We start from the raw sequence: 12,459 nt of genomic DNA on the forward strand, positions 1-12,459 counted from the left end.
CAACTATTCAGAAATATATTGAAGATCCACATCACTATTAATTGAATGCGGATAAATCCGCCGAGTCACTTTTCCGCCTCGCTCGCTTATAGGCGAGGCTACCAAGTTTCCCGTCTATTTCTGGTGTCAAAATAAAATTTTAGAAACAGACAGCCAGGAAAAGATCATGTTGCCAACGCTATTATTTGCGCTCCTAATTTTTAGTTCTCAACAACTTTTAGCCCCTATTGATTTCTCGCCTGTATTTGATAGGTAACAAGATATTACATTTTGTCGTGCAGAATGTGGGTACAAATTAATTTTGTGAGATAATAATGCAAGAACATGAGTTATCTCTAGCATCTTGAATCGCAGGATTAGACGCAAAGTGTCATAACTTGTGTTATGTCAACTGAGGGTTGAAAAATGTTCACTGTAAAAGATCTGATGAATCAGGCGCAAGCAGAAATGGGCCTCAGCGACTGGGATGGCAATGATTTCCAGGAAGGTTTAGAGGTTTTGCTTGAAACCTGTTCAGCCCAAGCGAATTTGGGACAACGGGGTCGTCAACACTTAGCAGATGCTTGTGTGCATCACCTCGGCAATCGTCTGCGGATTAAAGACTTGCTGAATCGCTATCCAGAAATCTTGCAGGAAGAGATCTCTCGTCCGATGTTTTTGGTAACCTTTCCCCGCTCTGGTTCCTCTTTCCTCCATCGTCTGCTGTGCCAAGACCTAAATATTCGTGTCCCGTTGTATGGGGAAATGTGGCAACCTGCTCCTCCCGTTGGTGTAGATTTCAGTCCGATGGAGCGAGAAATGCGGATCAAGCAGGCAGATGAGGATTTCCTTCAACCCTTAGAAAACCTGTTTCCAAAAGATGCAGCAGCTAGAGGCACTATGCCTGCTGCCAATGAACCGGGTGAATGCTACGTATTGTTTGAAAATTCGTTTACCAGCTTTAACTATACCTTCGATTACTATATTCCCGCCTATTTAGATTGGCTATGCCAGCTAGATTTTCGTGCTGTGTACGGCTACTTCAAGAAGCAGTTACAGGTACTGCAATGGCAAGCAGCAGGGCAACCCTGGTGTATGAAATGTGCCGATCATCTCTTAGGTATAGAGGCATTAATGGATGTCTTTCCAGATGCCAACATCGTGGTGATTCATCGAGATCCCAAGGAAATGGTGCCATCTTTGGGAAATTTACAAGCCTGCCACATGAACTTGTGGCGTGAAGAAGCGATCGATCCCAAACTTTTAGGTCAATATTGCCTGGAGCGATACCAACGTGTGGCAAGCCAAGCTGCCACCCTAAAACAACGGGTCGAACCCACTCAATATCATGAATTGGAATATTCACAATTGATCTCGAATCCGTTGGGAGAAGTGAAGCTCTTGATGGAGCATTTCAACTATCCAATCCATCCTGACTCCGCCCAGCATCTGCAAAATTGGCTAGATGCCCATCCCAAGCCGAAGAATCGCTATAGCCTGGATACTTATGGCTTGAGCAAAGCATCAGTTAATGAATCTCTGGCAGTTTATGCACAACATCTGCAAAAAGATTAAAAATACAATGAACTTAAAAATACCTGAGATTAGCTTTGAAGGGATTGTTGCTCGACATCCCGAAGCAATTGCCGCTTTACACGATGCTGCCCATGATTGGGGACTGTTTTACTTAGAAGATACAGGCATTCCCGCAACCTTGCCTGCACAGATATTGAGTATGTCTGATCGATTCTTTCAACTCCCCCCTGAACTAAAGCAGCAACTAAGTTTGAATGCCAGAAACGACTTTCGGGGCTATGTTGCTCTGGGAGAAGAACTCACTAACGGTCAGCCTGACATGAAAGAATCCTTAGAATTTGCCCGCGAGGAAGAACGTCCTGAAGATGCAAAACCGCAGGCTTTCGATCAACTCTATGGCTGCAACCCCTGGCCTAAAGAATCCTGGATACCCGGTTTCAGATCCGTGCTTGAGCGTTACATGAATGAGATTCAAGTCCTTGGTCAGCAGTTGATGGCAGCACTGATTGATTCGTTAGCAATTGACTCGGTTCACCACGATTCCCAATGGCAGCACCCTCTGCACTTCCGAACCCGCTTGATCCACTATTGTCAGGTCAGCAATTTAGCAAAAGGCTGCATCCGAATCGCTGAACACACTGACCTAGCCCTATTCAACCTGTTACGCATTCATGCACCAGGATTGGAAGCCAAACACCTGAGTGGAAATTGGTTTGAAGTTAACCCACACCCCAATACGCTCGTCGTTATTCTGGGTGAATTGTGCCAGTCGTGGACGCAAGGCTACTATCGGGCAGGCATTCATCGGGTACGACAAGCGACAGAGGACGGTGAACGTACCTCTATGCCATTTTTCTTTTACCCCAATCTGCAAACCACTTTGCCCACTATAAATAGCAACAAGCCACTAGAAACAGGAAACAAATATGCAGGTGAACTCCTCCTCCAACGGCTTGTGGGTGTCCATCCTCATCCAGAGGAAGTGTAGAAGTAATAATGCTTAAAACATCACTACGGACGATTACGATCGTGGGAGGGGGGGCTAGTACACACACCCTAATTCCCTTGCTATCGGACACAAATTTTCAAGTGCAACTCCTAACTCGGCAACCAGGCAAATGGTGTAAGGATGTGGAACTTCAGGTGCAGTCCGTTGATGGCGACTTGTTGCAAACCTTCAAAGGACGCCTTACTAAGGTAACTAGCAATCCTATTGAGGTGATTCCCCAAAGCGATCTGATTGTTTTGTGTATGCCAGTGCATACCTACCGTCAAGCCTTACACCACATTGCTCCCTACTTGAATCATGATAGGGAGGTTTTCGTCGGTACTGTGTATGGTCAGGCAGGCTTTAACTGGATGGTCGATGAAATTAAAGCAGAATATGAATTGGAAAACCTCGTCACCTTTGCGATTGGCTTGTTACCGTGGATCTGCCGTGTTGATCACTATGGATGCCGAGGAATTGTCTATGGAGGATGTAAAGCAGTTAATATTGCTGCTGTTTCTCCCCCTGACTATTTCGATACTTTGAATGAGACTTTTTTTAAGGCTATCTGTGAATATTGGTTTGGAACAGGAGCGTTTCAACAAGCGGACAATTTCCTATCATTAACCCTATCAGTTGATAACCAGATTATCCATCCCACTCGTTGCTTTGGTCTATTCATCCGTTATGGGGGCAGGTGGTCGAGCCAAGAGGAAGTTCCTTATTTCTACCGTGACTTTGATGATCTCTCGGCTAATTTGCTGCGCCATCTGGATGCTGACTATTCCTTAGTTCGCAATGGCATCCGCAAGCACTTTCCTGCTCGTGATTTCTCCTATATGCTCGACTATCTGAGTCTGGAACAGCTTTCTTATCAGTCACAAAACAGTGACATCTGTGAGTCCTTCACCACCTCGAAAACGCTGAGGGCGATCAAATCCCCCGTTCGGCAGCTCGCAACGGAGGAGTGGGAACTCGATATCAACCATCGTTTCTTTACCGACGATATTGCCTACGGTATTTGTATTGCTAAGTGGATAGCCCAGCAGATGGCATTCGATGTGCCAACAATGGATGCGATTATCAAATGGTCTCAAGAGTTGCGCGGTGAGAACTACATCAGTGATGGAAAACTCTTGCCCCAAAACGAAACTGTTAACGGTTGCTTCCGTTCTGGCATTCCTCCTGTTTACGGTATGCAGACGATTGAAGACATCATGGACTAAATAAGTTAAATTGTTCTTCCGTAATTCGATTCGATTCATATAATGTTTCTGCGATTTCAGATAATTTTAACACCGCATGAGCATTATAATTATTCTCTTTTAAACGTTCTTTAACCCCTCGTTCATGATCAATTAAAACCACAATATCATGTACCTTTAATCCGGCTGATTTTAATTTTTCTGCTCCTTTCATGACACTATTTCCAGTAATTAAAATATCATCAATCACAACAATAGTTTCTCCCGGTTGAAAATGCCCTTCAATTAATCGTCCTGCGCCATAAGTTTTGACTTCTTTTCGCGGGAAAATCATCGGACGTTGTAACCGTAAAGATAACCCCGTTGCAGTGGGTAAAGAACCGTAGGGAATACCCGCTATTCGGTCAAAGGTTAGGGTTTCTAAAATTTCTCCATAAGCTCCTACAATTTGATGGAAAATCTGCGGGGTGGAAATAATTCGTCTCAAGTCAATATAATAAGGAAAAATTTCACCCGATGCTTGAACATGATCCCCGAACGTAATACAACCAATATCATACAGTTGTAAAATTAAATCTCGATGGGGTTGATGTCTTAAAAAACAGACATCAGGCAACCATAAATCACAAGTGGGATTTCCTTCAATGACCCGATTTCGTTCTTCATTAATTTGATCTCGTAATTCTTCGACTCCCTGCTTAACGTTTTCTTCTTCTAATAATTTAGGCGGGACAGGTAATAATAATCCCTCCCCATTTAAACTTAATCCTGCGGATAAAATAGGGGTTAAATCTTCTATATCCGTTAAATCATTTTCTTCCGCAACATCTCCCTGCAATAAAATTAATCGTTCTGGTGCAGCTTGACGAATTTTGGCTAACATATCTGGAACCATTCCCACTTCTAACCCTAATTGTTCAGGAGTTCCCCAGGTTTGAGACGCATTAACTAATTCTAAATATAAAGGGTTATCAAATTGGGGATATTCTTGGATAATAGAAGCAGAAGGATTAGCCGTTGCACATAAAATAAAAACAGCTTTATCAGGATAAACTAAAAAAGGCGCAACTTGATCTAGTCCCGCATAGGGAGTTAGGGTACAAGCATCTACTTGTAAATCTTCAAATATAAAACGTGCAAATACGGTACTGGAATTAAAATCACTGTGTTTTGCATCTAAAATAATAGGAATATAATCAGGAATCAATTTTAGGGTTTCTTCTAATAATTTTAATCCCGGAATTCCCAACCCCAAGTAAAAACCTAATGAAAGTTTATAAGCACAAACTAACGCTGCTGTTTCCCGAATCACAAACTGTAACCATTCTTGCCATTGTTCAATAATATCATGGCGATCGCCTGCAATTCCTCCACAATTACCATTATCAAAAAGATGGCTATCAGGATCAGGTTCTAAAGCTACATAAAGTAAACTATTCTGTTGTTCGATGGCAATTAATAATTTATCAAAAAAGTTCATGGGTTAACGGTTGAAGGTTGACAGGTGCAGACAAGACCTAACTTAAAATTGTAATATTTTATGTTTGACCAGAAAATTTGATGATTTTTTTGAAGATAGCGATGGCGATGCCACAAGACGGCGGCATCGCCTTTGGAAAAATGAAAACACCCTGATATAATCAGAGGTTTTCGGCTGAAGTTGACGAACTTGACGCGACATAGCACGTCTCTACAGTCCTGTTCAATTTAATTTTAATTGGTGAACCCTTCTAAATTGAAGACTTCTTCCTCAGAATTATTCCCTAAATCCGTTGTTTCTTCCTGAATTAAATTAGAATTTTCTTCAGGGGAAATTACCTTTTCTTCCGTTAAATTAGCCGGGGTTTCTTGACGCAATGAAGTTCCATTTAAAGCTGTCCAAGTCGCTTCATTAACAGAATTACTCGTTTCTAACCCTTGGGCTGTTTGGAATTCATGCAACGCCGTTAAGGTGCGAGAACCCAAAATCCCATCAATGGGGCCAGGATTATAGCCTTTGGCTTCTAAACGTTCTTGTAAGATGCGGACATCGCTTCCCCGTGAACCTCTGGCTAAAAGGCTTTCCTCTTGAATCGGACTCGAAATTTGAGGTTCTGCCGATAACGCCTGCCAGGTATTTCGGTCTACAACCCCCGTCACTTCTAATCCTTTAGCAGCCTGAAATGCTCGAACAGAGGCCGTTGTCCGAGGGCCAAAAACACTGTCAATTTTCCCCGGACTAAACCCATGAGCTTTTAAATGTTGTTGTAACCCTGTCACCTGAGAACCTTCTGTTCCCTGGGATAACACCCGTTCCCGGCGGCGCGACGGTTGAGGTTCAACTTGATAAAATGGTTCAGAAAAAAGTTCTCGTCTTGCACCTTCTGTATCAGTAACACTAGACGTGAACCCGGAATTGCTGCCCTCCTGCCATGATTCTGTTAATCCTAAACTGGAATTCGACGTTGCGAACGCCACGGGAGCAAAAGCCGGAAGAACCAAAGAAAACAGGCCAGCAATAATAGCAGTTCTGATACCCATGACCCTTACCTTATTTCTATAAAGTTTGATTGTACTCAAATTCTAGTTTCTTGATTGGATTTTATCATCAGGAGGCGGATAGAATAAAGAGGATAAGGGGACAAGGGGATGAGGGGATGAGGGGATGAGGGGATGAGGGGATGAGGGTCAATCAAAAAAAAATTAACCCTCCTTATCATTTAGTCCAGAAGGGTTAATTCTTGAGAAAGATTTAATTTGATCAATCAGGATTAGACCGTTGCTAACTCAGGAGTTGGGCGTTTGCTATTACGAATTCCTTCAATAGCTGTAGCATAATCCGGTGCATTGAAAACCGCAGAACCTGCAACAATCGCATTAGCACCTGCTTCTAACACTTGCCAAGTATTATCACCTTTAAGACCACCATCAACTTCAATCCAGGGATTTAAACCCCGTTCATCACACATTTGGCGTAATTGACGAATTTTCGGCAGAATTCCAGGGATAAACTTCTGACCGCCAAAACCGGGGTTAACGCTCATGATTAACACCAAGTCACAAAGCTCTAACACATATTCAATTAATTCTAAGGGAGTTGAAGGATTCAAAACCACACCCGCTTGTTTGCCCAATTCCCGAATTTGGCCAAGAGTTCGATGTAAGTGGGGAGAAGCGTTGTGTTCAGCATGAACCGAAATAATATCAGCACCCGCCTTGGCAAACCCTTCAACATATTTTTCCGGTTCCACAATCATTAAGTGAACATCCAGAGGTTTTTGGGTCACGGGACGAATGGCTTCCACAATTAATGGCCCAATCGTAATATTGGGAACGAAACGGCCATCCATCACATCAACATGAATCCAATCTGCACCCGCTTCATCCACGGCTCGAATTTCTTCACCTAGACGACTAAAATCGGCTGATAATATAGAAGGAGCAATAACAATCGGTTTTTGGGTTGTGGTCATGGGGGAATCTGTTCTCCTGCATCTCAAGTTGTAACCAGTGTATCAGAATCGGGGTATGTGGAACAGGCATCTTGCCTGTTAAGCGGGTTTTCGGGTATTGAGTCTCTCAGAAATATTTTATTTTTTTCTACTTACTTACTTTTTTTCCACTATGAAAACGCATGACCTCTATGAGAATCCTGAGCAAGAACGTTTACAGTTGTTTGTGTATTTAATTCCCATTTTGGGTTTTTTCCCCGCATTATGGACATTGTATCGACAGGAAGGAACACGACAACAACAAGCGGTGAGTCGATTAGTAATTGTATTAGCGTTCAGTTGGTTAGCAGGACTGCTATTGTTAGAAGTTGGCTATCAAAGTACGGAATCGTTCACCTTGCCGATGTTATTAACCAGTAGTCTCTTGACAACTAGCTATTTTATCGTCAGTTTAGGGTTAATGATTCGAGTGTGGAAACGTCAACCGATTTGGCTACCTGGACTGAGCCGAATTGCTGAACAAGGATTAGGCAAACATCTGCCATAATAGGTTGGTTCTAAAATCATTTTCTCTATTGCTAGAAGTCTGTTATTCCTAATTTAGATCATTTATTGAGTGTGTGAGGAAGTCCGTGTCAGCACCAAGATATCAGAGTCAAAAACCATTGCCCAAACTGTCAAAACCCAGTCTGAGAAAATTAGCTCAATCTAGTCCCGGTCGTTGGTTAGGACTAGGTTTAGGTTTAGCTGGAGTCGCGATGATTTCAGCCACCGCCGGAGCCTTATTAGCGGTGTCTTTATCGACTACTCCCCTATTACAGCAAAAGTTAACGCCTGAAGAAGCGGCGGTTTTTTCTAAAAGTCAAATGGCAACCACCAACATGAAGTTGCCTGAACTCACCCGTCCGGTGAATATTTTAGTCATGGGGGTCAAGGTTTTAACCTCCGATTTAGAAGACAATCCTCATCCTGAATTGGGATACCATGCGTTAGTGGATTCCTTTAAAGGGTTATCGGATACAATGCTATTAATTCGCTTTGATCCGGCTAATAAAAAGTTAAAAGTCTTATCGATTCCCCGTGATACTCGTACCTATGTAGAAGGTCGGGGAATGACTAAAATTAATGATGCTAATTATTATGGTGGCCCCGCTTTAAGTGCAAAAGCTACCAGTGAATTATTAGGCGGTGTGGGAATTGACCGTTATGTCCGAGTCAATGTTCAAGGGGTGGAAAAATTCATTGATGCGATGGGGGGTGTGAAAATTTACGTTCCCAAAGATATGAAATATCAAGATGATAGTCAGCATCTGTATATTAATTTAAAACAAGGGGAACAACACCTGAATGGAGCGCAAGCTTTACAGTTTTTACGATTTCGTTATGATGCGTTAGGAGATATTGGTCGGGTACAACGTCAACAAATGTTAATTCGGGCATTCATGGAACAGGCGTTAGATGTGAGTACCATTTCTAAATTGCCTCAAGTTGTATCTATTATTCAATCTCATATTGATACAAATTTAAGCTTGGAAGAATTAGTCGCTTTAGTGAATTTTGCATCGGGAATTCAGCGAGAAAATGTTGAAATGCTGATGGTTCCCGGTGAATTTAGTGACCCGAAAGAATATCGAGCGAGTTATTGGTTACCCGATGCCAATCGCCTAGAAAATTTAGTTTCACAACATTTCGATTTTGGTCAAGATGTTTGGCAATTTGATAATATTGACCCGAAAGATTTAAGGATTGCCATTCAAGATAGTAATGATAATTCTGATGCCCTTGATCGATTAGTGGGAAATTTGAATGATGGCGGATTCTGGAATGTTAAAATTTCTAAACCTTGGACAGAACCTTTAGCAGAAACTAAAATTGTAGCTCAGGATGGCGATATTAAGAGTGCTGAAGCCTTACAAAAATCTTTAGGGTTTGGTAAAGTTGTGGTTGAAAGTACGGGCTATTTAGAATCGGATATTACCATTCAAGTCGGAAAAGATTGGCTAGAGAAATACAATCAACCCACTCCTTCTAATGTTCCTAATTGGGAATCTATTTCTCCTTCCAAAAAACAATTATAGCCAGTCTAAATGGTTTGTGATCAAATCCTGTAGGGGGTATCCCTTCCAACCCAGGGGCAAAGAGGGTGAGGAAGGATGCCACACCTACCCTAAAATAATATTACAATCGATTAAAAGGAAAATTAAAAGTCCCTCGTCCAGTTCATATAAATCCAAATGTCATCTTCTGAACCTTCGATAGAAACAAGTATTACCCCCACATCCTCTCGAAAAGATGCGGGTTTAGCACCCTTAGTGCTGACTTTGGTAGAATTAATTCGGCAATTAATGGAAGCACAAATCATCCGACGGATGGAAGGTAATACCCTGAGTGAGGAAGAATTAGATCGGGCTGCGGAAAGTTTGCGACAATTAGAAATTCAGGTGTTACAATTGTGTGAAATCTTTGAAATTGATCCGGCTGATTTGAATATTGAATTATCAGAATTTGGGACATTATTACCGAAATCAGGAACTTATTATCCGGGGGAAAGTTCACAAAACCCTTCAGTTTTAGAATTATTAGATCGGTTAATGAATACGGGAATTGTTGTTGAGGGAAGCGTAGATTTAGGGTTAGCCCAACTCAATTTGATTCATGCCAAATTAAGGTTAGTTTTAACTTCTAAACCTTTGTAGAAATCTTTTGGGGTTTAAACCTTATTGACTTAAAATAGAAAATAGGGAAAATATTTGCAGTGTTTCCTATAGGTTTTATGAGCATTAACGTTTATAATGGACAACAGATAGTGTGTTTACAGGGTTGTCAACAATCGCGCTCAAAGTAGGCACTCAAAACCGAATTCCTTGGATCTGATCTCAAGTCCATGATCCCCCTTATCAAGGGGGATCATGGGGGATCTGATCTTAGCTGTAATCAGGGGTTTTCGGCGGTCGTTGACAAACTTTGGTGCGTGCGCTGCGCTTACCCAGGCTACAAGTTAAATTAATAAGGGTTTTTAATTATGGAAAATGGTTTCTATTTATATGGAATTTTACCGACAAACCAAGTACGACCTTTAGGGTTATCGGGATTAGATCAACAACCGATTCAAACCCATCCGGTGAATGAGTTTAGCTTTTTATATTCCGCAGCCCAGCAAGATCGGTATTTAGCCAGTCGCCGGAATTTATTAGGCCATGAACAAGTCTTAGAACTGGTGATGCAACATGGTTATAGAAGCATTTTACCTTTGCAATTTGGATTAGTGATTCAAGATTGGGAAACTGTAGAAACGCAGTTAATTGTTCCCTATCAAGAACGGTTAAAACAATTGTTTCATAAATTAGAGGGAAAACGGGAAGTCGGAGTTAAAATTTTTTGGGAAGAACCGGAAGAATTAAATCGTTTAATGATAGAAAACCAAGAATTAAGAGAAAAGCGCGATCGCTTAGAAGGTAAACCGCTTAGTATGGATGAAGTCATTCAGATTGGTCAAGAAATTGAACAGGCGATGCAAGATCGCCAACAGGGAATTATTGAGAAATTTCAACACACCTTAAACCCCTTAGCAGAAGAAATTGTTGAGAATGAAACCTTAACTAATACGATGATCTATAATGCCGCTTATTTAATTCCTTGGGATACGGAACCTAAATTTAGTGATAAAATTGAAGAACTTGATCACTATTTTAAGAACCGCTTACGAATTCGCTATAATAATTTTACAGCCCCCTTTAATTTTGCCCAACTCAATCCTTAATCGGAGGTGTTATGGTCTTACGATTATTATTATCTCCAATAACAGCACCCTTTGGGGGGGTAATCTGGATCGGCGAACAACTCCTAGAACGGGCTGAAGCCGAACTAGACGATAAAGAAAACTTAAGTAAACGATTATTAGCCCTTCAGTTAGCTTTTGATATGGGAGATATTTCTGAGGAAGAGTTTGAAGTCCAAGAAGAAGAATTATTATTGCAAATTCAAGCCTTAGAAGATGAAAATGCAGATTCAATGAATTAAACCAATTTCCGAGACGGTTTAATTCTGTTTTCTGTGTGTTTCGCTGTACCCGACCTCTATTGATGTCAACAACCTTTGTAGAGACTAAGCATGGCTAGTCTCTACAGGGGATCATTCCCTGTTACCTGTTCCCTAGTGCTTGCTTGTACGAGTCAACGGCCAACTCCATGTTAATCTTAGTTTTTGTATTGCAGACACTCAACACACAAGCGCACAAACGATCATGTCGGACACTCCATCGTCTCAACTTTCAGAACAACCAACCCCAGAAGCCAACGCGAATGACATAGCGACTTCTGATCGCAGTGCTAAAACCCGCCAACTCTTAGGAATGAAAGGGGCAGCACCGGGAGAAACCTCCATTTGGAAAATTCGCCTACAGTTGATGAAACCGATCACCTGGATTCCCTTAATTTGGGGAGTGGTCTGTGGTGCTGCTTCATCAGGACATTTTTCTTGGTCACTGGAAGATGTGTTAAAAGTGGCGACTTGTATGTTAATGTCCGGGCCATTAATGACCGGGTATACCCAAACCCTGAATGATTTTTATGATCGCGAACTCGATGCCATTAATGAACCTTATCGTCCCATCCCTTCTGGGGCGATTTCCATTCCCCAAGTTGTCACCCAAATTTTATTGTTATTAGGATTAGGAATCGGGATTTCCTACCTGTTAGATACTTGGGCCGGACATGAATTTCCTATCGTTACCCTTCTGTGTATTGGGGGAGCATTTGTGTCCTATATTTACTCTGCACCCCCTTTGAAACTGAAAAAAAATGGCTGGTTAGGAAATTATGCTCTAGGAGCTAGTTATATTGCCTTACCTTGGTGGGCGGGTCATGCCTTATTTGGAGAACTGACCCCAACCGTGATGATTTTAACTTTGTTTTATAGTTTAGCTGGGCTAGGAATTGCCATTGTTAATGACTTTAAGAGTGTCGAAGGCGATCGCCAATTGGGGTTACAATCCCTTCCAGTGATGTTTGGGATTACAACCGCCGCCTGGATTTGTGTTTTGATGATTGATATCTTCCAAGCGGGGATGGCCGTTTATTTAGTCAGTATCAAGCAAAATCTCTATGCAACGGTGCTTTTACTGCTGGTAATTCCTCAAATTACCTTCCAAGATATGTATTTTCTACGCAATCCTGTAGAAAATGATGTTAAATATCAAGCAAGTGCCCAACCGTTCCTGGTATTAGGAATGTTAGTTGTGGGTTTAGCTTTGGGTCATGCGGTTTAGGGAGTTTCCCAAGTCCAGCAAAACCGCAGTTTCCCAACCCTCCTGAAAACTGGG

Annotated in this window: 12 protein-coding genes; 9 read left to right on the top strand and 3 right to left on the bottom strand. The window is 41.8% G+C overall.

All coding sequences use genetic code 11. From position 1 onward, the window contains the following. Nucleotides 1-405: 405 nt before the first annotated feature. The 3 genes from H6G57_RS14755 to H6G57_RS14765 all read left to right on the top strand — a co-directional run bounded on the left by H6G57_RS14755 (nucleotide 406) and on the right by H6G57_RS14765 (nucleotide 3,729). Nucleotides 406-1,554 (top strand): sulfotransferase, encoded by a 1,149-nt coding sequence (locus tag H6G57_RS14755; protein ID WP_190519764.1) that lies wholly within the window; start codon nucleotides 406-408, stop codon nucleotides 1,552-1,554. Then, the gene (locus H6G57_RS14760) at nucleotides 1,511-2,503 is read left to right on the top strand and encodes an isopenicillin N synthase family oxygenase (protein WP_190519765.1); all 993 of its coding nucleotides are present in this window, start codon (nucleotides 1,511-1,513) and stop codon (nucleotides 2,501-2,503) included. The genes H6G57_RS14755 and H6G57_RS14760 overlap by 44 nt, the downstream gene beginning before the upstream one ends. Before the next feature lie 143 nt (nucleotides 2,504-2,646). Beyond that, nucleotides 2,647-3,729, top strand: coding sequence for an NAD/NADP octopine/nopaline dehydrogenase family protein (locus H6G57_RS14765; RefSeq protein ID WP_190519767.1), 1,083 nt, complete (start codon nucleotides 2,647-2,649; stop codon nucleotides 3,727-3,729). Here the strand turns inward: H6G57_RS14765 and H6G57_RS14770 are convergent. From H6G57_RS14770 to rpe, 3 genes are all read right to left on the bottom strand, one after another. Further along, nucleotides 3,719-5,188, bottom strand: coding sequence for a bifunctional orotidine-5'-phosphate decarboxylase/orotate phosphoribosyltransferase (locus H6G57_RS14770; protein ID WP_190519768.1), 1,470 nt, complete (start codon nucleotides 5,186-5,188; stop codon nucleotides 3,719-3,721). The two genes, H6G57_RS14765 and H6G57_RS14770, sit on opposite strands and share 11 nt — an antisense overlap. A 233-nt stretch (nucleotides 5,189-5,421) precedes the next feature. Then, nucleotides 5,422-6,228 (bottom strand): peptidoglycan-binding protein, encoded by an 807-nt coding sequence (locus tag H6G57_RS14775; protein ID WP_190519770.1) that lies wholly within the window; start codon nucleotides 6,226-6,228, stop codon nucleotides 5,422-5,424. A gap of 230 nt (nucleotides 6,229-6,458) precedes the next feature. Further along, entirely contained in the window at nucleotides 6,459-7,160 is a 702-nt protein-coding gene (gene rpe, locus H6G57_RS14780) for a ribulose-phosphate 3-epimerase (protein ID WP_072722047.1), read from the bottom strand. 151 nt (nucleotides 7,161-7,311) lie between these two features. Between rpe and H6G57_RS14785 the strand changes: the two genes are divergently transcribed. From H6G57_RS14785 to chlG, 6 genes are all read left to right on the top strand, one after another. Beyond that, nucleotides 7,312-7,686 carry a hypothetical protein gene (locus H6G57_RS14785; protein WP_190519772.1) on the top strand — a complete coding sequence of 125 codons (375 nt, stop codon included), beginning with the start codon at nucleotides 7,312-7,314 and terminating at the stop codon, nucleotides 7,684-7,686. Nucleotides 7,687-7,771: 85 nt separating this feature from the next. Further along, nucleotides 7,772-9,217, top strand: a complete 1,446-nt coding sequence (locus H6G57_RS14790; protein WP_375539522.1) for an LCP family protein — start codon at nucleotides 7,772-7,774, stop codon at nucleotides 9,215-9,217. Between the two features lie 156 nt (nucleotides 9,218-9,373). After that, nucleotides 9,374-9,835, top strand: a complete 462-nt coding sequence (locus H6G57_RS14795) for a gas vesicle protein K (RefSeq protein WP_190519774.1) — start codon at nucleotides 9,374-9,376, stop codon at nucleotides 9,833-9,835. Between the two features lie 326 nt (nucleotides 9,836-10,161). Next, nucleotides 10,162-10,899 (top strand): GvpL/GvpF family gas vesicle protein, encoded by a 738-nt coding sequence (locus H6G57_RS14800; RefSeq protein WP_190519776.1) that lies wholly within the window; start codon nucleotides 10,162-10,164, stop codon nucleotides 10,897-10,899. An 11-nt stretch (nucleotides 10,900-10,910) separates the two neighbouring features. Then, complete coding sequence (locus H6G57_RS14805) at nucleotides 10,911-11,159, top strand: gas vesicle protein GvpG (RefSeq protein WP_072722057.1); 249 nt, start codon at nucleotides 10,911-10,913, stop codon at nucleotides 11,157-11,159. Between the two features lie 223 nt (nucleotides 11,160-11,382). After that, on the top strand, nucleotides 11,383-12,405 hold the full coding sequence (gene chlG / locus H6G57_RS14810) for a chlorophyll synthase ChlG (RefSeq protein ID WP_190519777.1): 1,023 nt from the start codon (nucleotides 11,383-11,385) through the stop codon (nucleotides 12,403-12,405). Nucleotides 12,406-12,459: the final 54 nt, after the last annotated feature.

This window comes from Planktothrix sp. FACHB-1365 (genome assembly GCF_014697575.1).
Lineage (GTDB): Bacteria > Cyanobacteriota > Cyanobacteriia > Cyanobacteriales > Microcoleaceae > Planktothrix.